We start from the raw sequence: 22,155 nt of genomic DNA on the forward strand, positions 1-22,155 counted from the left end.
GAAATATTTGGCTTTATTTATACCGCTGAAAAGAAAATCGTTATAAAGTTTTAAATGCAATAAAAATACTTAAACTTTCGTTTCAATCATGCCCTATCATATTATCATTGATAGCTTTGAAACGTTTGTGTATTTTACGCATTTCAAATCTTGTTTGTGGCAATTCTTTAAACATTAATCAGAAAGCAAATTCTTTAGAGTTCTACCTTATACCCAACTTCTGCATCTTGATAAACAAAAATAAGCATAAAACTAGCAACCACCACTCTCAAAATGGTTTTATTACTAGATTTATGCTTTTAAATATACTTATTTTGAAATGACCTCAAAAAGTCAACTTTTAGAAGCCGCCTCTCACTAGCGCTGCCACATTCCGCGCTGTTCGTTCAATATTTTTCGCCGCGTCACGCAATATCTCGGAAAGCGGAGCTACGTGACCAATGGAAGGGAAAATAGCTGTGATTCCTTTTGAATAAAGCTCCGCCACGTCTTCCGTCACACTGCCGCAAATCGCGATGACGGGCACGTTTTTGGGGGCGCATTTTGCTACACCTAGCGGCGCTTTTCCTTGCGCGGTTTGACCGTCCATGCGCCCCTCGCCAACAATGATAATATCAGCGTCTTGGCAGACTTCTTCCATCCTCAAACGGGCTAAGACAAATTCAATTCCGCCGTTTAGTTCCGCAGAAAGAAATGTTTTAAGACCAGCACCCATTCCGCCACCCGCACCAGTACCTGGTTCAGTTGGAACGCGTCCAAAATGACGGGAGTAAAAATCGGCCATTGCGGCATCAACACGAGCAATTTCAGCTTGCGGTAAACCTTTTTGTGGCCCAAAAATGGCTGTCGCACCGTTCTCCCCACAAAGCGGGCTAGCGACATCACTTATGACGCGAATTTTAACGTTTCTAAGTGCCTCCAGAACGTCTGAGGCATCCAATTGTGTGATGAGCGGTAAATTTTCGCCAATTGGCTCCACCTCGTTTCCTGCGGTGTCTAGAAAGCGATAGCCCACACCTGCCGCCATTCCAATTCCACCATCATTTGAGGCGCTGCCGCCAACGCCGATTAAAATTTCTGTGGCGCCTAAATTTGCCACATGACAAATGAGTTCCCCGACGCCAACTGTGCTGATTTTTAGGGGGTTTCGCTTTTCAAGCGGGATTAAATCGAGCCCGCAAACTTCGGCCATTTCAATGAATGCAGTTTGCTCTTTCATAGCGTACGACACGCTCCGTTTTCCTCCCAAAGGACCTGTCACTTCGAGTGTGTGCACCTCCGCCTGATACGCGTCAGAAAGCACCGCAAGCGTCCCCTCGCCCCCGTCAGCTACCGGGAGCAAAACATATTCTGCGTGCGGAAAAATTTGCGCAAAACCTTTATGAATGCTTGTAGCAACTTCTTTCGCGGACAAACTTTCTTTAAATGAATCGGGCGCAATCACTACTTTCATGGCGCTACCTCCTAAAATTTTATCGTTATAGCTTGTTTTAATACATAGGTTTTGTCTAAAACGGAAAGCTGCATCGGCTCATCCGTTTGTTTTTCAATACGAAGCTCGCTTTTCGTTAGCGTAAAAGCCAATTGCTCCCCTAAATAACAAAACGGAAAACGCAGTTCATGCCAACTATCTGGTAAATTCGGATTAACCGTTAGAATACCGTCTCGAATTTGAATCCCCGAAAACCCGTGAAGCACCATGAGCCAAATGGCACCTAGTGAAGCTGCGTGAATCCCATCATCTGATGAGTGCGGATTATCGCCAAAATCAATTAGACAGGCTTCTTTGAAAAAGCGATAACTAAGATCACGGTCAGAGCACCAATTAGCTACGATGGCATGAATGGCTTTACTAAGCGATGAATCATGGATCGTTCGCGCCTCATAAAACGCTAAATTTTTTGCCATAACACTTTTTGAAAACAGTGTTGGGAATAAATAGAGTAGCATGACGACATCGGCTTGTTTTAGAATTTGCATTTCGTTGACTTCTGAACGTGCGTAGTCTAGCAAAATGCTTTGGCTACCTTGTTCCTTCTTATATTTTTCCAAAGAAATAGCGGGTTTTTGTAAAAATGTATCGTCTTGAGGGATGATACCTTCCGCGTTCGGTTTTGGTAAATAAAGCTCTTTTAAGAAGTTTTCCGCCTGTGTTTTAAATGCGTTGTTCCATTTGACAGCTTGCTTGACGTTAAAGTGCGCCATGTAGTTTGTGTAAGCATTATTATCAACATGTTCTGTGTATTCATCTGGACCAATGACGTCAGGGATCACAAGTTTTCCTTCTTCTTTTTTCGCGCGACTTAACCAAAATTCTGCTGTTTCAAGAAGCAGCTCAGCGCCGTAATCTCGCATGAATGTATCGTCTTTTGTCGCCTCATAATATGCCACCACCGCAAACGCAATATCCGCTACAATATGGTGCTCCGCAAGTGCTGAGGCAACCTTCTGCCGTTTCCCCGTTTGAATATTAATCGCCGCAAAAAGAGGCGTCTCCTCATCTCCACTAAAAGCACTTTCCCACGGGAATAAAGCTCCTTTGTAGCCGTTCTTACGCGCCTTTTCACGCGCTTTTTCAAGTCGGTGATAGCGGTAAAGCAGTAGGCTTTTGGCTTCATTTGGATTTTTATGTAGCACAAACGGTAAAATGAAAATTTCTGTATCCCAAAAAACATGTCCCTTGTAGCCCTCTCCGGTCAGCCCTTTCGCGCCGACACTAAGAGGCACCTCACCATCTGGCGTCATAATTTCAAGATGGTACAGCGCAAATGAAACAAGCTTCTCGTCAAGCTCATCATCCGCTTGAATATGAATACCCGCGCCTTGCCAGAATTCCTTCCACTTTAGCGCTGACTCCGCCAAGCAAGCATCATAATTTTCGGTAGGAACAGCATCTACACTCATTTTAACGTTTGTAAAAATATGTGTCATTTTTTGAAGCGTTATCATTTTGTTTTTGACAGCTTGGTATGTTACTTTACCCGTTAATTGGCGATTTTTCGCAAAAAAAACAGCTTTTTCAGAAAGCGTTGAAATCATCGTAATGTTTGCTTGGCTTTCTGTTGTTTCATACGAAGCATACATGCGCGTCTCCCCAGAAACACGAAGTTCTCGCTCGATTAATTGTTGTGTGCCAAAATTCGTTTGCTGGCCATCAATTCCTGTTTCAATTGTAATTAAGGCATCGCTAGAAAGGGCTGTAATCGCAATACGACTTGCAACGAGCGTCTTATTTTGTTTGGATGCAAAACGGCGAAATTCCAATTGGTAGGACTTGTTTTTCGGACTGCACCATTCAAGGCGGCGAACAAGTTCTCCTGTTGCAAAATCTAAGAATAGTTCAAATTGAACGAGCTTTCCTTGCTGCATGGAGAAGACTTCACCGTCTAGCGTAATTTTAAACCGCATCACATCTGGCAAGTTGACCAATTCGGCGCTAGCGCCCCCAGCGGGCTTATTATAGATGCCAGCTACATACATGCCACGTACTTGTTCAAAATAGTCTTCTTCAAACGTACCGCGCACGCCTAGGTTTCCATTTCCAACTGTAAAAAGAGTGCCATATTTATTTAAATTTTCCATTTTAAACTCGCGTTCTATCCATCTCATAAATATACACACTCTTCCTTCTCACTAGACTCATAAAGTGCGGCAACAAGACGCTGGATGACATATCCTTGTTCGCCGGAAGCGACTTCTCCCGTCCCTGTAAGAACTTTTTCAACAAAAGCCGACATGCTAGCTGGATGGCTATCTTTTGAAATAAAATTAGGTTCGCGGAGCATTTCTAGTTTGCCGTCCGTATCGGTGTAAATTTCCGCTGGGTAGAGCGTTCCGCCCGCCTGATCCCCGAAAAATGCTACATCAAAAATTCGATCTTCCTTCATATGCAGAGCAAATGACGTTTCAATCTCCAACACGCTCCCGTTATTAAACTCAATCCACCCGATTAAAGCATCTTCTACTGTGAATTTTTCTGGGTCCCAACTACCAAACGTGCCCATCCGTTTTTTCGTTCCAATTTTTTGGAAACTTTTCGCCATAACACGCTTTACTTCCGGGAAATCAAGCACATACATCGCCGTATCAAGCATGTGAATACCAATATCAATAAGCGGACCTCCGCCCTGAATTTCCTTATTCGTAAACGTTCCCCAACCCGGCACGCCAGAACGCCGAAGCGCCCTAGCACGCGTAATATAAATATCGCCAAAAAGCTTTCTCTCTTGTTTTAAAAACCGCGCTTCATCTGAGAAACGGTGATGAAAATCATATGCGAGTACGAGCCCTCTTGATGCGGCTTCCTCTGCCATTTCCTTCGCCTCTTCAGGCGTCATTGCAGGCGGCTTTTCGCACATGACGTGCGCACCGTTTTGAAGTGCTAACATCACATTTTCAAAATGGAAACGATTTGGCGTACATATGCTAACAATATCCACTTTTTCATTTAAAAACAGCGATTTAGCATCCGAATATGCTGCTAAAAAACCGTTTTGCTCTGCAAATTCCTCTGCACGCTTTAAATTCGGATCACAAACAGCCGCAAGAACAAGTTCTGGTCGTGTCTTATAATAATCTGCATGAACCGTTTCTGCTACTTGCCCAGCCCCAATTATCGCCACTCTTTTTTTCATTTCATTAACTCCTAACTACAAACAACTTTTAATGTGAGCAAGCGCATCTTTATATGCCTGCTCTGGATTTTCACTGCGAATGCGACATTCAAAGGTCATATACCCGTCGTAGCCGAGTTCTTTTAACGTATCAAAATGTTTTTTGAAATCAAGCGCCCCGCTACCCGGTTGGTACCGATGATTATCGGCAAGATGAATGTGTTTAACATCTTTTTGATGCACTGTTAACGCCTCGGAAATACCATCTTCTTCAATATTCATATGGTAAAAATCGGCGATGATTTTCACATTTTTTAGCTCATTTTTATCAATATAGTTTTGCGCATCTTGAAGTGTATTAATCATATGATCCTGATAGCGATTAAGCGGCTCAAGGAAGACGGTTGTACCTGTTTCCCCTGCTACCTTATCAAGCTCAATTAAAGAGGCGCTAACCGCCGCAAAATCGCCCTCAGTCGAACGAGGGGACGTCATTGGTGGGAGGCGATATGTGAACATGCCCCAGGCTGCCGGTACAACAATTCCCTTCCCGCCAACCTCTTTTAAAGCGTGCAAAATAGTTTTAATCTCCTCTAAACCACGCAAGCGTCTTTCTTCGATGAAATCGCCAATCCAGCCATCATAACCGCCACAAGCGGTTGAAACAGGCAGTCCCGTCGTTTTGATAGCGGCTTTTATTTCTTCAAGGTTTTGAACAAGTAGATTGCCATCAATCTCAAAGCCATCGAAGCCTAAATCTTTCACATATTGAAATTTTTCTTGAATATTTTCTGGAAAAAATGCTTGGTTTTGTGTTCCTATTTTCATCCTAATCTCTCCTTAAAAATTAATACCCATTTTGATGCTTTCGTCTGGATGCTGGTCGACATATTTCATGAAACCTTCTGCGCTTTCTTTAAACGGAATGACGGGATCAATAATATCCTCACAGTCCAAATAACCATTCATTAGTAGCTCAAAGCAGGTGTCTTCAATTCGTTTTCTATCCCAGCGCGGATAATCTGGATTTGGCTCACTTGCCGCACGAGAAAAGACAATTTTCGCATTGTTAAAATGTGCCTCACGTCCTAAATTAAAGCCTTCTGGAAATGGTTTGGCGAAAGCCACATAAGAGATTATCCCACCATATGCAATGCCGCGTAATGCGCTTTGTAGCGCCGCTACGTTCCCACTTGTTTCGATAATAGAGTCGGCACCCAATTTGTTTGTCACTTTTTTAATTTCTAAGCCAACATCAACTTTTGTAGGGTCAAAAGTGAAATCCGCACCATGTTTTTTAGCAATTTCAAGGCGATGCCCAATTGGGTCCACTCCGATAACAATGCTTGCCCCCGCTTTTTTGGCAAGTTGAATGGCAATTTGTCCGATGGCGCCTAGACCGACAACGACAACAAAATCACCAGCGCGAACATGTGCGTCGCGAACGCCGCTCATTGCAAATTGGGCAGGATCATAGCAAACCGCATTTTTGTAGCTACCACCAGCTGGAATTTTACGCAACTTGTAATTGTTTACGCCTTTTGCAATGACGGTTTCTCGAATTTGTCCGTAAGTAAGTACTTTATCACCCACGGCATATTCGGTCACAGTTTCCCCAATTTCAATAATTTCACCACAAATCATGTTGCCAAGTGGCAGGTCACCAAATTCAATACCACGTTTTGCCCCCGCATCTCGTTTCACAAACATATTCCATTCTGGTGAAAATTCTTCATCGATAAACGGGCTAATTCCTCTAAAATCAACCACTTCTGTACCGTGTTTTGGCGAAGCGAATTCTACCTTAATTTTTACTTCATCCTTTTGAACCTTTTCTTCCTCATATTCAACAAGCGCCGCTACACGCGGTTTAGTTGCAACTAATTTTTTCATTATAAACTTCCTTTCCAATCAAATTCAAAAACGTACATGATGAACTAACAAACGGCGGGACATCACAGAATTCCAAGCCGTTTGTTGCTCATTTAACTTATCCTTTAACGCCGCCGTCTGTTAGATTTCCTTTAATAAATCGTTCAGATAGTGCGTACATAATCACAACCGGAAGCGCTGTAATAAGTGACGCTGCCATCATTCGACCCCAAATATAATCAGGTGTACTAAATAGTGTGTTTAACCCAATTGGGAGTGTGAATTTTTCAGAACTCGATAGGAAAATCGAGGCGAATAAATAGTCATTCCAAGCGACCATGAAGCAGTATACAAACACCGAAATAATACCAGAAACTGCAAGCGGAATAATAATTCGCAAAATGATTTGGAATCGGTTTAAACCGTCCATCATTGCAGCTTCTTCAATATCGTCTGGTATGGTATCAAAATAGCTTTTTAGCATAAATACTGCTGTCGGCAAGGTTTGCACGACCATTGTAATGATTAGCGACGTTTCAGTATCATACAAGCCTAAACTTGAAATAATTTTAAACAAAGGAACGATTAACAAAATTCCTGAAAACATATATACGGTATAAAAGCTTGCGTTTATAGTGATGCGTCCTTTAAACCGCAGTTTGGATAATGCATACGCGCCTAATATCCCAAGAGCCACAGCAACTGCCGCTGCAACTACCGACACGACAAAACTATTTTTGAAATAGGTTAGAAACGGGAAAATATCTGGGTTAAAAATATCAATGTAATGTTGCCACGTGAAGTCTCGTGGGAAAATGGTTGGACTCGTTGAAATGGCTTCTTTCGTGCCTTTAAACGACGTCATGAGCATAATGAAAAATGGGAAAAGAGAAACTATTAAAAAGGCAATCATGGTGATATAAAATGCAATTTTTTTCGTACGTTTTGCTTTTTTGCTACTTACCGCCATTTAAATCCACCCGCTTTCTCGTAAAGATAATGACCACAAAGATAATAACAAAGAGAATCACGGAAATGGCCGCCGCTTTTCCTAAATCATTGAAGGCAAATGCCGTTTTATACAAGTACACCCCTAAAATATTCACTTTATTCGTTAGAAGATATACATCGGTAAACATATAGAACATCCAAATGGCACGGAGTGTTACAACTGTTGCTAAAACTGGCATTATTGCTGGTAAGGTAACAATTTTAAACTTTTGCCAGAAATTTGCTCCGTCCATATCCGCCGCTTCATAAAGTGAATTATCAATCGTTTGTAAAATAGCAAGAAACGAAATAAAAGCGTACGGAAAATAGCGCCAAATCGCGAATAGCACGACTAGAAAGAAACTCGAAACGGGATTGTCAAACCAGAGCGGTGCCGAATCAAAAATGTGCAGTAAATCAACTGTAAAATAATTGACAATACCATATCCATTGTTGAACATGTATTTCCATGCAAAAATGAGTGAAATCGACGGCGTCACGTATGACAAAATGATGAGTGACCGAGCTGTTTTTCTAAATTTAAACTCACGATTGAAGAAAATTGCAACAGCAAGGCCGAGTACCGTACTTCCTGCCACAACTAAAACCGTATAGCCTACTGTTAGACCTAGTGATTTATAAAACTCTGGGTCCTTTAAAATATCCAAATAATTGGTCAAACCGATAAATGTTGACTTCAAATTCGGATTTAGCGGCATATCAAGAAAACTAATATGAATGTTTGAAAGCATCGGATAAAGCACGAGCGCTGCAAGCAAAACAAAACTTGGCGCAAGTAAAATCATCGCGAGCTTAAAGTCGGATCGTTTATAAATTTTTGTCTTCATAATTCCCTCCTACCGAATAAACGGTTTACGCTTATTCTTGAAGCAGAACGGCACTCTTGGTCAAAATTTCAACCAAAAGAGTGCCCTCCTTTTTTACTTCCCTGATGCATCTGATTCTGCTTTAGCTTGCGCCTCTTTTAAATCTTTCGATGGATCGCCACCGCCAACGGTTACATTGTTTACCATTTGAGCGATGATTCCTGAGCTTGTAATATCTCCCATCTTCGTGAAGTTTTTGCCGTCAACAAGTCCGAAAACTTGAATTTCGTCAAACGAAGCCGCAATTTCATTCGAAAGGTCACCAAATGCTTGAACCACTTCATTATTCTTATACGCATCTTCTTCTAAAACTGCCTTATTAACCGGTTGCGCACCGCCCGGGGACATTAGAACCCAAGATGCCATATTTTTTGGTTTTGATAAGAATTCAACAAACGTACTTGCTGCTTCTTTTTGTGCCTCATCAAGTCCCGCCGAGATCGTCAAACCAGAAACGGTCCCGTAAACAGCTTTTTCTTTTTGTTCTGGAATTGCAAAACCGATGTTCTTTGCATCGCCATCTTCAAACACAGCGGGCAGAATATAAGTTGAGTAAATCGCCATTGGCGCCGTTTTATTCATAAAAGCATCTTTAATTTCTGTAACATCGTTCGAGCCTGGCATCGTGTACTTCGAAAGTTCTTTGTAGTACGAGAGTGCCTCATTCATTGGCTTCGTATCAATAGTAATATCGCCATCAGTATTTAAAACATTAGCTTTATTTGAAAGGGCAAACTGAGAGAAGGCTTGCTCACTCATTGTGCTTTCTGCTGTTGGCATTGCAATTCCGTACTTTTTGTTTTTAGCATCTGTAAAATGTTCAGCAATTTTTAAAACATCATCCCAGCTTTTTGGTTCTTCAAAACCAGCATCACTTAGCGCCTTTTTATCGTACCAAATACCTTGTACCCAGCCACTAATTGGTGCAGCAATATAACTTTTACCGTCTTCGGAGCGAACTAAATTGCGCGCACCCTCGTAGTAATTGTCTTCTCCAACTGTTTCCATCACATTTTTAACGGCATCTTGATCAATTAATTTATCTTTATCCATTACTTTTGCAAAATCTTGACTCACTTCCATAACAGCTGGAAGTTTCCCAGAACGTGCGAGCGTCACAACTTTTGTGTTATATGCATCTTCCTCAACTGGAATTTGCTTCACTTTAATGTTCTTATGTTCTTTTTCAAAATCAGCAATTAACTTGTTGATGACATCTAAACGGTCCTTCTCTACCGAAGAATGCATAAATTCAATTGTAACTTTTTCATCACTCGCTTTAGACCCACCTCCGCAGGCTGTAAGTAATGCACCGAAAACTAATACCACAATAAGTAAAACTAAGCTTTTTCTTTTCATAATTTTTCCTCCTTATTTGGTTTCAACCAGTAAAATGCATATGGTTCTAATTCTAAGGTACCGCTCCCATGGTATGATTGACCCGAAATAATATCGGTGTAACTACCTTCTTCTAAATGAAAATGTACCGTTTTATTTGCTAAATTATGAACTACTATCATTTCATCCGTTTTGTTCACACGTTTTAAAGCAAATAATTCCTCTCCACCGTCTAAAACTTCCATCGCAACATCTGGGTGGAATAAAGATTCATTTTTACGTAGCGCAACGAGTTTTGTTAATGCATCATAAGTTTTATGACGCAAACTTTCAGAATCCTCAAGGTGAGACGTAATTTCATCGTACTCATATTTTTTACGGTTAATCGAACGGTTATGTTTTGTTTTCTTCACACCATCGTAATCATTCCGACTACCAAGCACGCTTTGCACATAAATTGCTGGCACGCCTGGAATTGTAAGCAAAATACTATGCGCCACTAAAAAGCGTTTCAAACGCAAATCGTCCGCATCACTTGCATGATTTAGCGCATCCATATACGTCACATTTACCTCATATGGACTTTTTGATCCATCTGGATTTTCTTTATATGAAACAAGCGCACCCTCATCTTCAAGTAATTTCACAAGCCCCAAAATCTCCTCTTCCGGAACAATACCGCGAATCGGATTTAAACCAATCCCATCATGTGAAGCAAGAAAATTAAAGTACGTCGTTTGTTTAAACGGCGTTTTTAGCTCGCTTGCCCACGCCGAAAGCACCGACGCCTTCCCGCTTTTAACCGCATGGAGCACCAGTGGCGGTAGCGGAAATTGATAAACCATTTGGGCTTCATCATTATTTCCAAAATAACTAATGTTATCACGATGAGGCACGTTTGTTTCTGTAATTAGCACCGTACCAGGTTTTGCCGTATCCGCAATCAAACGGAATAATTTAATGATTTCATGCGTCTTCGGTAAATGAATGGAAGTCGTACCAGGCTCTTTCCACATGAAACCAACCGCATCAAGACGCACATAAGACGCACCTTCCTCCAAGTAAGACAGCAAAACGTCCACCATTTTATATAGCACTTCAGGATTTTCAAAGTTCAAATCAATTTGGTCATCACTAAATGTGGTCCAAATATTCACTTTAGACCCATCTTTTTTCAAAAAAGGTGTTAAAAGTGGAGTTGCTCTCGGCCGAGTCACCTGACTTAAATCTGTATCCGCTGGTAAATCAACAAAGAACGCCTCATACTCCGGATTTCCCGCCAAATACTCCTTAAACCAATTGCTTTCCCGAGAAATATGGTTACAAACAAAGTCGAACATAAGTCGCGTTTCGTCAGCAAGCGCCTGAATTTCCCGCCATTCTCCAAGTTCAGGATTCACCTTTTTATAATCAATAACCGAAAAACCATCATCTGAAGAATAAGGATAAAATGGCAAAATATGCACCAGTTCAAACGAATTTTTCAAATATTTATCAAAAAACGTTTTAAATGTCGAAAGCTTCGCCTCACTCTCCTTGAAAATTTGATCCCCATATGTAATTAAAACAACATCCTTTTCATCCCACTCCGCCTTACTATGAAGCGCTTTCTTTTTCGTTTCTAAAACGCGTGCTTCAATTCTATCCGCAAGCTCTGGGACAACATCAGCATCATAAATTCGCGCTAAAACTTCTTGTAATTCTTTCATGATTACCTCCTTTTTGTGGTACCGCTCCCATAAATTGAATTATAAAATAGAAAGCGCTTTCTGTCAATTCATTTTTGAAATTTTTTACGAAAAGCATTGATATATAATAGTTTGCTTTGCTATGTTGGACAATTCCATTAAAATTGAGTAAGATACATTTAGATGCTTTTTTCATAAAACCGATACCATAAAAAGAAAGGAAGATGGAATTGGCTGCCACGATATACGATATTGCCAAACATGCCGGTGTATCGAAATCAACGGTTTCACGTGTACTCAATAAACAAACGAATATTTCCGAAGAATCGCGTAAAAAAGTGCTTCGTGCCATAAAAGAATTAGATTATCAGCCGAGCAAACTCGCACGTGCACTGACTTCCTCAGGTTTTGACGCAATCATGGTCATTTCAAATCGTTCTACAAAAACAACTTCAGGAAATCCATATTTTTCAGAAATTATTCATTCGATTTCGGTAGAAGCAGAACGGGAAAATTTTGATTTAATTTTGCAAACAGCTAAAAATAGTGACGACGAGCTCCAAAAATGCCTTGCAAAAATCCAAGAAAAGATGATAAAAGGCATTATCATGCTCAGCTCTCCTGCAGATGAAACTTTTTTTGATAAAATCGATGCGTATAATATCCCAATTGTTGTTACTGGAAAAGTTGAAGGCGCTTACCGAAATATTTACTCCGTTGATACTGACAATTTTGGCGACAGCTACGCGCTAACTAAATTTCTTATTCAAAACGGGCATAAAAAAATTGCCTGTATTCATGCCCCTCTCGACTACCATGTTTCCGTTGATCGCCTAGCGGGCTTTAGAAATTGCCTGTTCGACCATCAACTAGATATTCGTACAAGCTGGATTATTGATAGTGGCTACCAAATTGAAGATAGCTATAAAGCCGCCGTGCAATTAATGTCTGGTGACGATAAACCAACCGCCGTTTTTGCAACCGATGATATTAAAGTCATGAGTATTTATAAAATGGCCGCCGACCACGGTTACAAAATTCCAGAAGATTTATCCGTCATCGGCTACAATGATAAAGTTGCGTCAACTTTTTTGTCCCCCCCACTAACATCCATTGATATTCCTATCAATCGTCTGGGACAAAGTGCAACCAAACTTCTCTTTCAAATTTTAAAAGGAGAACAAAACATTCCAAAAGAAACCATCATTTCCACCAATATGATTGTAAGAGACTCCATTAAAAAAATTTAACATCCACTGAACAAAGTTTTTGCTTTGTTCTTTTTATTTTTTTAGTACCTTGCATTGAACAGTAGTTAGTGTTATACTATACTTGAGTAGTGAATAATAATCAGTACTAAAAAAATAATATAGTGCAGAATGGAGGACTTTTAATGGAAGTCAATCCGCAGTTTAAGAAAGGCGTTTTAGAACTTTGTTGTCTCTATTTGATTCGTTCTAAGGACAGATATGGCTACGAGCTCGCACAGCAAGTTTCTATCTATATTGAAGTCGCAGAAGGCGCCATTTATCCAGTATTAAGACGACTTGTAAAAGATGAATATTGCACCACCTATTTAAAGGAGTCTACTGAGGGACCCTCACGAAAATATTATCAATTAACATTAAAGGGTGAAATTTACTTGAATGAATTAATTTTTGAATGGAGCAATTTTACAGAAAGCGTTACAAAATTAATGGAAAAGGAGGGAGTACGTGGTGAATAAAGAACTTTTTTTAACCGAACTAGAAGAGCGCCTAGCCTCGCTTAATCCTGCAGATCGAAAAGAGTTGCTCGAAGACTACCGCGAGCACTTTAGAAGCGGCGAAGCAGAAGGCAAAAGTGAAGAAGAAATCGTACTAAGCCTCGGCACACCTAAATCAATCGCTGAGGACATCTTCACACAGCGCGAAGAATTACTTCAAGACCCTATGACTCCGCCAGAAACATACTATGTTCCAAGAAGACCGACCACAAAAGAACGAACACCAGGCTTAAGAGTCATTTTACTCATTGGACTTATCTTCCTAGATCTACTTCTTTTAATTCCAATCGGCTTTGCGCTTTGGAGTTTGGTTATTTCACTTTGGGTTTTAGTTGGGACACTCGTTTTGACACCCGTCTTATTACTCATCTCCCTCATGTTTGGTCAAACACTTGAAATGTACCAAGGTTTTGCAAGTGTTGCAATGACTGGGCTTGGATTGATGTTACTACCCGTCATTCTTTGGTTTACAAATTTAATTAAAAAACTGACGATTCTAGTCATTTCGTGGCACACTTACACGCTGAAAGGAGGACGTTAAAATGAAAAATAGAAAATGGACTTGGCGTGTCTTCTTTGCCGGCTTAGCATTACTCATCATCGGCGGAATTGGTTTTGCCTTCACATTTAAAAGCGGCAACATGGTCGAAAGAGGCGAAGCTTATAATAAAACGTTCACATTAGCAGATACCGAAATTGAGAATATTACGCTTAATACAACACACGATAGCGCCATTACCTTTAAGGAAAGTCAAAACGGCAAAAACTATGTTGAGGTTTCAGGTCACTATACAAAAAGTGAAATTAATCAAATTAAAACAGCCAAGGTACAAAATGACGGCACAACACTTAACCTTGAAATTAAAAACAAAGAGCCGTTTGTTGATTTCATGCGGATAAATCTTTCCGGCAAACAAGAAATTACAATTTATTTAAACAAAGAAAAAGCACTTAATGAACTTGTTGTTCAAGGAAATTCATCGGATACAATTGTTTCAGATGGAAACGCACAAACAATTAAAACGAGTGCTTCCTCTGGTGAAATTCAAGTTAACCGCACAAACGCTGATAAAATCAGCGTATATAATGAATCTGGCGACGTCCACTTGGCCGACCTCACTGGCAACACGAATGTAGTAGCCTCTTCTGGTGAAATTGAAGCTGTTCGAATTGATGGAGATTTGGCAGTTGAAACGACTTCAGGCGATATTGATGTAGAAAATATGACGAGCGGTGAAATTAAACTTGTAAGCAATTCAGGTGAAATTTCCGCTGATGACCTTAGCGCTAAACAAATTACACTTGAAACAGATTCTGGGGATATTGAAGGAAGTCTATTAGATGGAAAAGTTCATTCAAGCACCTCTTCTGGTACAATTGAACTTGACGGACTTGCCGCAAGCACTTCAGCTAAATCAAGTTCTGGCGATATTGAAATGACGTTCAACCAGGAACCAAAATCAGTTCATGTAACGTCCAATTCGGGCGAAGTTAATGTGACTTTACCGACAGGAACTAAGGCAATTTATAATGTAAGTTCTAAGTCCGGAGATGTTAAAATGCCAAACAACTCTAAAAATGCTTCGACTGAAATAAATGCGAATACTTCTTCTGGTGACATTAAAATAAGCAATTAAATTTAGAAAGCCAACACTTTGTTTTAAACAAAATAAAGGTGTTGGCTTTTATGTTATTGACTTCTTCTATTAAAATCCGTATTATTATTTTATACGGTCCTGTAGCTCAGTTGGGAGAGTATCACCTTGACATGGTGGGGGTCGCTGGTTCGAGACCAGTCGGGACCATTTTTAAGTCCATTTTCTAACACGGAAAATGGGCTTTTATAATTACCTCCCCCTCTTTTAAGTGCTATGCTAAAAAAATAATGATTGTTTCACGTGAAACATTAAGGACGGGTTATTATGGAAATGAAAACATCAATTCATACTTTTTTTCTTTTAGTAGGTTTAAATCGCTTAGAGAAAGAAAAGTTTTTAGAGAAAACTATTTTGCCACAGTTGATTTTGTGTGAGGATACGCCTCCTAAATTTGTGCATTTGGAACAAAACGCGGCTAATTTTGACCAAAAGTTGTTAGAAGCGATTCAATATCCAGCAAATACAGAGTATGTTTTTATTAGCACACCGCACTTGGCGGATGAATTTTTAGATTATTTGAAGCGACATGCACTGAAGAATCAATATTCCATCGAGATTTTTAATTTTGGAGATTCAAAATCATCATTTCACCATTTCAGTGACGCAAAGATTCATCATGTGAATTATGACAAGAATATAATGATTTCAAGCAATTATGCAGCATATGAGTCCTGTCAGCTGCCCAAAAATAAAACGTATCATATCATTGGGGATACGCATGAATGTGTTTCGGAATTAAAAATTATGCTTGAAGATTTTGGATTTCAGTTTGATACATTTGGTAAAGCTATAGCTTTACCGCCCGATGATCAGGCGTTTGTTTTTCTAGGAGATTTTGTTGATAAAGGCAAACAAACACGCCAAATGGTCGAATTTCTATTTAAAAATCAAAACTTTTTTTATTTCGTTCTCGGAAATCATGAAAGTTTTGTCTACAAATATATTCGCGGGGAAATTAAAGGAGCCAATCAAACTATTGTAGACACTTATTTTGATTCAATTCCCATTTTAAAGGCTGATACAAAATTACTTGCAAAATTTAATACACTTGTAGAAAATGCCAAACCATTTTACGAATTAAAAGGGCATTTTATTGCCACACACGCACCTTGTAAAAATAAGTATTTGGGAAAATGGACGATAAGTCGCGGCGTAAAATGCGAAATTTCCATTTAAATCGCGACATGCCCATCCAAAATCAGCTGCTATTTTTGAAAAAAGAAGCTTCTAAAGACCTCCCATTTCATTTTTTCGGGCATGTTGCTTCCACAAATGCGTTTCAAATCCATAATAAAGTGCATCTCGATACTGGTTGTGTTCATGCAAATTTACTTACGGCCGCAATTACTGACGGCACTACCGTACAAATAAAGTCCATCCCCTCACACCATGAAACAACTTTAGATAAAAAACTTCCATATTTATTCTAAATAAAAAAAGACTGATGACAAATAATCATCAGTCTTTTAGCATGAAAAGTCATCTTTTAAGCTTTTGCAGGTTTAATTACAATATAGCGGTATGGGTCGCGCCCTTCCGAATGCGTTTCAATTTTTGTATTTTCACTTAAAATGGCATGGATGATTTTACGCTCGAACGAAGGCATTGGTTCCAAATGTACCGCACGCCGCGTTCTAATTGCCTTATCACCCATCTTTTTAGCAAGTCCAGAAAGTGTTTCATAACGTCTTTCACGATAATCGCCAACATTCACGATAATATTTTTAAATTGTTCGGTCTGTTTATTAGCAATTAGTTGTGTTAAGTATTGAAGCGAGTTTAAAGTTTGACCATGTTTTCCAATTAAAACGCCTAGGTTTTCTCCAGAAATTTGGATTTTAATATCTTTTCCTTCTTCTTCAACGTCAATTGAGATTTTTGCACCCATTTTTTCAGCAATATCCAAAATATAGTCGGTCGCAATTTGCGTGCCGTTTTCTTTTTCAATTACTTTAACCATAGCTAGACGTGAACCTAATCCGAAAATACCTTTTTTTCCTTCGTCCATGATTTCGACTTCAACTTGGTTTCTTTCAAGTTTGAGTTCTTTAAGTGCATTTTGAACAGCTTCTTCTACAGTTTGTCCTTGCGCAGTGATATCTCTCACTTTCTTTTCTTACCTCCTTTTTTAGAAGCTTTCATGTTTGCAGCTTTCTTTTGAAGTCTTGCTTCTTCTGCTTCTGCCGCTTCACGTGCTTCTAACTCACGTTTGTTTTTAAAAGGATTATTGATTAAAAGTGTTTGGAATACGGTGAATACGTTACCGATAATCCAGTAAAGAGCTAGTGCTGATGGTAACGTGATCCCCATGAATAAAATCATAACTGGCATAATATATACAATCATCGCCATTGATTTATTTTGTTGTGTTTGTCCCATCATTGAAATTTTAGATGATGCAAACGTTGTTAGAGCCGCAATAATTGGCAAAATGTAATAAGGATCAGGGTTTCCAAGTGTCATCCATAAGAACGTATCTGTTTTAATCTCAGCAGTTCGACTGATTGCTTGATAAAATCCAATTAAAATTGGCATTTGAATTAAGAGTGGCAAACAACCCATCATTGGATTGATGTTATGCTCTTGGTATAAACGCATAGTTTCTTGTTGTAGTTTTTGTTTTGTTTCATTGTCTTTTGATGCATATTTTGCTTGAAGTTCTTTTAATTTTGGTTGAACATTCATCATTTCTTTTTGACTCTTAATTTGTTTAATCATTAGTGGCATAATGAGCAAACGAATTAAAATTGTAACTACGATAATTCCCATTGCATAATTGCCACCAAATAAATCTGCAAACCAAGTAATCACCCAAGATAGTGGAAAAACGATATAATGACTCCAAAATCCAGTAGAGTCTTTTGTAATTGGGTCAGTTGAATACCCACACCCCGAAAGAACTGCCATAAGTAAGACTACTAAACTTGTGATAAACAGTTTTTTCTTTAGGTTTCTTTTCTTTTTCAAAAAGTATTACCTCCCATTCCGCCTTTTTTAAAATTTCCACTCATTTTGAATAGTTTGTTTTAGAACGTTTCATCACCTTAGCAATTTTTAAAACATGTTCTAAGCTACCCTTTACTTCGTGAAAATCCATGTTGGCCGCCGGTTTTCTGGCGATAATAATATAATCATTTTGCGAATCAATTTCGTTTTCAAATTCATGAAAAGCTTGTCGTATGTAACGTTTAATACGGTTTCGACAGACAGCATTTCCAATTTTTTTACTAACAGATAAACCAATTCGAAAATGTTGTAAATCTTCTCTCTTTAATTTATACACGACAAATTGCCGGTTAGCAAATGACTTTCCTTTCTTAAAAACAAGCTGGAAATCATCATTTTTTTTGATGCGATATTCTTTTTTCATACTGACTCCTTTTGGAATACCCGGAAAAATACTTTTTGTGATTTGTTTGATCATCAAACCTTCCAATAAAAAAACCACTGAGCCTTTTCAGTGGTCTACGCAGATAAAACTTTTCTTCCTTTACGACGACGTGCTGCTAAAACTCTACGTCCATTTTTAGAACTCATACGTGTACGGAAACCATGTACTTTTTTTCTTTTACGTTTACTTGGTTGATATGTTCTTTTCATTTTGTTACACCTCCCATAAATGGGTCCAATCGAATTAAATCTATTAGACAGTCTTAAATATTGTACGTAAATTAACTTTATTTGTCAATAGAGCTAGATAAACTCCGCACATAATCATACCATATTTTAAGCATCAAAAAAACCCCTTTACTGTGATAAATTCAGATATTTTTTTCTTTCTGTTTTAAAATAGGGAATTTTTCGTTCGGAGACTTCCTTTAAATATTGAAGAAACTCACCAATTTTTTCATATTCAAGTGGACATTCAAAATATAAATTTTTTTGAATCAAATAATTATCCATATAATAACTAGACTCATTAAATTTCAATAAATCTTCTATAAAATGAATAACTTTCGCAAATTTTGGCATCTCCTCAACTTCTTCTATATCTGTAAAATGGAAAAAAAGAACGTAGATGTGATTCTTTTTAAGACTTTCTTCAAATATTTTTGGTTCAATACTACTTTTATAAAAAACAGTAAAATCTTTTAACACAGCTGGTCCCCTTTTATCATAAATGACGAGGTATCCAAATGCCTCTTCTCTATTATTTTGTTCAGCAACTCGGTAAAATTCTAAATCTTTACTATTGATTAATCTCTGAAAATGCATGCTTGAACACAACCTTTTTGTCATTTTTACACTGTACTACCATTCTACCATAGCTCCATAATTTTTGTTTAGTAAGTGGATAAACTTACACTTTCTTTTAAAATTATCCACATATTATGATTTTGATTGTGGATAATTTGAATTGATTTCAAATTTTATTCAGATGCCTATTCACAAGTTATACACAATAACACATACTGTGGACAACTTTTTTTCACAGGTGTATAAGTTTGGGGACAAAATTTGAAAGTCCTTGCTATTCAAGCATTTTTTTGATAATATATCAGGTGTTGAAATATAAAATAATTGGGGAAAACTAAACTTATCCACAGTATTGTTTTACGTTGTGGATATTTTTTAAACAGTCCCGGGATATCTTTATCCACTGTTTTTTTAACTTGTGGATAAATAACTAAAAATGAAGAGGGGGGAGTTTTTTGCAACCTATTGAAGATATTTGGTCTGATGTGCTACAAATCGTCCAAAAAAATATGAGTAAGCCAAGTTATGATACATGGATGAAATCGACAACTGCACATTCATTAGAAGATAATACCTTCATCATTTCAGCTCCTAATAATTTTGTACGGGATTGGCTAGAAAAAAGTTATACACAATTTATCGCAAATATTTTGCAAGAAGTAACTGGAACATTATTCGAAGTTCGTTTTATCGATGGTGAACAGGATGAAAACTTTGATTATAAGCCCATTCAACCTAATCAAATTATGTTAGACGAAAATGATCCAGATAATGCCAAACATATGCTAAATCCTAGATATGTTTTTGACACGTTTGTTATCGGCTCTGGAAATCGATTTGCTCATGCCGCTTCACTTGCTGTGGCTGAAGCACCAGCAAAAGCCTATAATCCGTTATTTATTTATGGAGGCGTGGGGCTTGGGAAAACGCATTTAATGCACGCAGTAGGTCATTATGTGCAACAACATAAAGAAAATGCCAAAGTTATGTATTTATCGAGTGAAAAATTTACAAATGAGTTTATTAGCTCTATTCGAGACAATAAAACCGAAGAATTTCGAACAAAATATCGTAATGTTGATGTTTTATTGATTGATGATATTCAATTTTTAGCTGGTAAAGAAGGAACACAAGAAGAGTTTTTCCATACTTTCAACACACTTTATGATGAGCAAAAACAAATTATTATTTCGAGTGACCGACCTCCAAAGGAAATTCCAACGTTAGAAGATAGGCTTCGTTCTCGCTTTGAATGGGGGCTTATAACTGATATAACTCCGCCAGACCTTGAAACACGGATTGCCATTTTAAGGAAAAAAGCCAAAGCAGACGGTCTTGATATACCAAATGAGGTTATGCTTTATATTGCCAATCAAATTGATTCCAATATTCGAGAGCTTGAAGGGGCACTCATTCGTGTTGTCGCCTACTCCTCTTTAGTCAATAAAGATATTACAGCTGGTCTTGCTGCGGAAGCTTTAAAAGACATTATTCCGAACTCAAAATCGACCGTTATAACGATTAGTAGTATTCAAGAGGTTGTTGGTGAGTATTTTCATGTGAAACTAGAAGATTTTAAAGCAAAAAAACGGACGAAAAGTATTGCTTTTCCTAGACAAATTGCCATGTATTTATCTCGTGAACTTACAGATGCCTCTCTTCCAAAGATTGGTGATGAATTTGGTGGACGTGATCATACGACTGTCATTCATGCTCACGAAAAAATTACACAGCTCTTAAAAAGTGATACTACTTTAAAAAATGATATCGCTGAAATTGAAAAAAACTTGCGTAAAAATGTTTAATTGGATTGTGGACATGTGGAAAACTAATACCGACTTATACACAACTTATTAACATGTGGAAAACTTTTCACACGAAGTCATTTTCTCACTTATCCACAAATCCACAGTGCCTATTACTATTACTACGATTTTTTATTAATTAATTAAAAGGTTTTACAAAAAATGATAATGGGGGATTTTTATGAAATTTGTTATTCAACGTGACCGCCTAGTTCTTGCTGTAAATGAAGTCACACGTGCTATCTCATCCCGAACAACAATTCCAATTTTGACAGGGATAAAAATGATGGTGAATGATGAAGGTGTTACTTTAACAGGTAGCGATTCTGATATTTCAATCGAGGCATTTATCCCATTAATTGAAAATGATGAAGTCGTTGTTGAAGTTGAATCATTCGGAGGAATTGTTTTACAATCTAAATATTTTGGAGATATTGTTCGTCGTTTACCTGATGAAAATGTTGAAATAGAAGTGACAACAAATAATCAAACGACAATTCGTTCTGGACAAGCATTTTTCACCTTAAATGGACTAGATGTTTATGAGTATCCTAAGTTACCAGAAGTTTCAGATGGTAAAAAAATTAGGATTCCAATTAATGTACTTAAAAATATTATTCGTCAAACGGTTTTTGCAGTTTCTGCAATTGAAGTTCGACCTGTACTTACGGGTGTCAATTGGATTATTAAAAACAATATGTTAACGGCTGTTGCAACGGATAGCCACCGACTTGCGTTACGCGAAATTCCACTTGAAGCTGAAATAAACGAAGAATACAACATTGTTATTCCAGGAAAAAGTTTAGCTGAATTAAATAAAATTTTAGACGATGCAACAGAATCTATTGAAATGGTTCTTGCAAACAATCAAATTCTATTTAAATTAAAAGATTTACTTTTCTATTCACGCCTTTTAGAAGGTAGTTATCCAGATACATCACGCTTAATTCCAACTGATACAAAATCAGAGTTAGTTATTAATGCAAAAGCATTCTTGCAAGCAATTGACCGAGCATCTTTACTTGCACGCGAAAATCGAAATAATGTTATTAAACTAACGACACTTGAAAATGGACAAGTAGAAATATCTTCTAATTCTCCGGAAGTCGGAAATGTTTCTGAAAAATTATTTAGCCAAAGCTTCACAGGTGAAGACTTGAAAATTTCGTTTAATGGAAAATATATGATGGATGCGCTTCGTGCTTTTGAAGGTGACGATATTCAAATTTCCTTCGCTGGAACAATGCGACCATTTGTTCTTCGTCCTCGCGATGCAGAAAATCCAAATGAAATTTTGCAATTAATTACACCTGTTCGTACGTATTAATTGAGAGCCCGCCTA

21 protein-coding genes and 1 tRNA gene are annotated in these 22,155 nt (G+C 38.2%); 8 read left to right on the forward strand and 14 right to left on the reverse strand.

Going from position 1 to position 22,155, the window contains the following annotated elements:
- Positions 1-340: 340 nt before the first annotated feature.
- From R8923_RS09120 to R8923_RS09160, 9 genes are all read right to left on the reverse strand, one after another.
- Positions 341-1,453 carry a glycerate kinase gene (locus R8923_RS09120; RefSeq protein WP_485872477.1) on the reverse strand — a complete coding sequence of 371 codons (1,113 nt, stop codon included), beginning with the start codon at positions 1,451-1,453 and terminating at the stop codon, positions 341-343.
- An 11-nt stretch (positions 1,454-1,464) separates the two neighbouring features.
- The gene (locus R8923_RS09125) at positions 1,465-3,609 is read right to left on the reverse strand and encodes a glycoside hydrolase family 65 protein (protein WP_485872478.1); all 2,145 of its coding nucleotides are present in this window, start codon (positions 3,607-3,609) and stop codon (positions 1,465-1,467) included.
- Positions 3,606-4,634 (reverse strand): Gfo/Idh/MocA family protein, encoded by a 1,029-nt coding sequence (locus tag R8923_RS09130; protein ID WP_485872479.1) that lies wholly within the window; start codon positions 4,632-4,634, stop codon positions 3,606-3,608. Before R8923_RS09130 ends, R8923_RS09125 begins: the two co-directional genes overlap by 4 nt.
- 15 nt (positions 4,635-4,649) lie before the next feature.
- The gene (locus tag R8923_RS09135) at positions 4,650-5,441 is read right to left on the reverse strand and encodes a sugar phosphate isomerase/epimerase family protein (RefSeq protein ID WP_485872480.1); all 792 of its coding nucleotides are present in this window, start codon (positions 5,439-5,441) and stop codon (positions 4,650-4,652) included.
- A gap of 12 nt (positions 5,442-5,453) precedes the next feature.
- A complete protein-coding gene (locus R8923_RS09140) occupies positions 5,454-6,506 on the reverse strand; it encodes a zinc-dependent alcohol dehydrogenase (RefSeq protein WP_485872481.1) in 1,053 nt (350 codons plus the stop codon).
- 97 nt (positions 6,507-6,603) lie between these two features.
- The gene (locus R8923_RS09145) at positions 6,604-7,455 is read right to left on the reverse strand and encodes a carbohydrate ABC transporter permease (RefSeq protein WP_485872482.1); all 852 of its coding nucleotides are present in this window, start codon (positions 7,453-7,455) and stop codon (positions 6,604-6,606) included.
- Complete coding sequence (locus tag R8923_RS09150) at positions 7,442-8,323, reverse strand: carbohydrate ABC transporter permease (protein WP_485872483.1); 882 nt, start codon at positions 8,321-8,323, stop codon at positions 7,442-7,444. The genes R8923_RS09145 and R8923_RS09150 overlap by 14 nt, the downstream gene beginning before the upstream one ends.
- Before the next feature lie 93 nt (positions 8,324-8,416).
- The gene (locus R8923_RS09155; RefSeq protein WP_485872484.1) at positions 8,417-9,721 is read right to left on the reverse strand and encodes an ABC transporter substrate-binding protein; all 1,305 of its coding nucleotides are present in this window, start codon (positions 9,719-9,721) and stop codon (positions 8,417-8,419) included.
- On the reverse strand, positions 9,718-11,409 hold the full coding sequence (locus R8923_RS09160; RefSeq protein ID WP_485872485.1) for an alpha-amylase family glycosyl hydrolase: 1,692 nt from the start codon (positions 11,407-11,409) through the stop codon (positions 9,718-9,720). The genes R8923_RS09155 and R8923_RS09160 overlap by 4 nt, the downstream gene beginning before the upstream one ends.
- 209 nt (positions 11,410-11,618) lie before the next feature.
- On the opposite strand from R8923_RS09160, the gene R8923_RS09165 reads away from it, so the two are divergent.
- The 6 genes from R8923_RS09165 (at position 11,619) to R8923_RS09190 (ending at position 15,987) form a co-directional block, all read left to right on the forward strand.
- Positions 11,619-12,638, forward strand: a complete 1,020-nt coding sequence (locus R8923_RS09165) for a LacI family DNA-binding transcriptional regulator (RefSeq protein ID WP_485872486.1) — start codon at positions 11,619-11,621, stop codon at positions 12,636-12,638.
- Positions 12,639-12,781: 143 nt separating this feature from the next.
- Complete coding sequence (locus R8923_RS09170) at positions 12,782-13,114, forward strand: PadR family transcriptional regulator (protein ID WP_485872487.1); 333 nt, start codon at positions 12,782-12,784, stop codon at positions 13,112-13,114.
- A complete protein-coding gene (locus tag R8923_RS09175; protein WP_485872488.1) occupies positions 13,107-13,694 on the forward strand; it encodes an HAAS signaling domain-containing protein in 588 nt (195 codons plus the stop codon). The genes R8923_RS09170 and R8923_RS09175 overlap by 8 nt, the downstream gene beginning before the upstream one ends.
- A 1-nt stretch (position 13,695) precedes the next feature.
- Positions 13,696-14,790 (forward strand): DUF4097 family beta strand repeat-containing protein, encoded by a 1,095-nt coding sequence (locus R8923_RS09180; RefSeq protein WP_485872489.1) that lies wholly within the window; start codon positions 13,696-13,698, stop codon positions 14,788-14,790.
- Between the two features lie 95 nt (positions 14,791-14,885).
- Positions 14,886-14,958: transfer RNA gene (locus R8923_RS09185), tRNA-Val, on the forward strand.
- 117 nt (positions 14,959-15,075) lie between these two features.
- A complete protein-coding gene (locus tag R8923_RS09190) occupies positions 15,076-15,987 on the forward strand; it encodes a metallophosphoesterase (protein WP_485872490.1) in 912 nt (303 codons plus the stop codon).
- Between the two features lie 310 nt (positions 15,988-16,297).
- Here R8923_RS09190 and jag read toward each other — a convergent pair whose 3' ends face one another.
- From jag to R8923_RS09215, 5 genes are all read right to left on the reverse strand, one after another.
- Entirely contained in the window at positions 16,298-16,918 is a 621-nt protein-coding gene (gene jag, locus R8923_RS09195; protein ID WP_485872491.1) for an RNA-binding cell elongation regulator Jag/EloR, read from the reverse strand.
- Positions 16,915-17,778, reverse strand: a complete 864-nt coding sequence (gene yidC, locus R8923_RS09200; protein ID WP_485872492.1) for a membrane protein insertase YidC — start codon at positions 17,776-17,778, stop codon at positions 16,915-16,917. Before yidC ends, jag begins: the two co-directional genes overlap by 4 nt.
- A gap of 40 nt (positions 17,779-17,818) precedes the next feature.
- The gene (rnpA, locus tag R8923_RS09205) at positions 17,819-18,181 is read right to left on the reverse strand and encodes a ribonuclease P protein component (protein WP_485872529.1); all 363 of its coding nucleotides are present in this window, start codon (positions 18,179-18,181) and stop codon (positions 17,819-17,821) included.
- A gap of 95 nt (positions 18,182-18,276) precedes the next feature.
- Positions 18,277-18,411 carry a 50S ribosomal protein L34 gene (rpmH, locus tag R8923_RS09210; protein WP_007548627.1) on the reverse strand — a complete coding sequence of 45 codons (135 nt, stop codon included), beginning with the start codon at positions 18,409-18,411 and terminating at the stop codon, positions 18,277-18,279.
- 147 nt (positions 18,412-18,558) lie between these two features.
- Entirely contained in the window at positions 18,559-19,026 is a 468-nt protein-coding gene (locus R8923_RS09215; protein ID WP_485872493.1) for a hypothetical protein, read from the reverse strand.
- 437 nt (positions 19,027-19,463) lie between these two features.
- Here R8923_RS09215 and dnaA point away from each other — a divergent pair, with 437 nt between their 5' ends.
- Together dnaA and dnaN are read left to right on the forward strand one after the other, a co-directional pair.
- On the forward strand, positions 19,464-20,813 hold the full coding sequence (gene dnaA / locus R8923_RS09220; RefSeq protein WP_485872494.1) for a chromosomal replication initiator protein DnaA: 1,350 nt from the start codon (positions 19,464-19,466) through the stop codon (positions 20,811-20,813).
- Positions 20,814-20,994: 181 nt separating this feature from the next.
- Entirely contained in the window at positions 20,995-22,140 is a 1,146-nt protein-coding gene (dnaN, locus tag R8923_RS09225; RefSeq protein WP_485872495.1) for a DNA polymerase III subunit beta, read from the forward strand.
- The last annotated feature ends 15 nt before the right edge of the window (positions 22,141-22,155 follow it).

Source organism: Listeria tempestatis, from assembly GCF_963575625.1.
In the GTDB taxonomy this organism is placed as follows: domain Bacteria; phylum Bacillota; class Bacilli; order Lactobacillales; family Listeriaceae; genus Listeria; species Listeria tempestatis.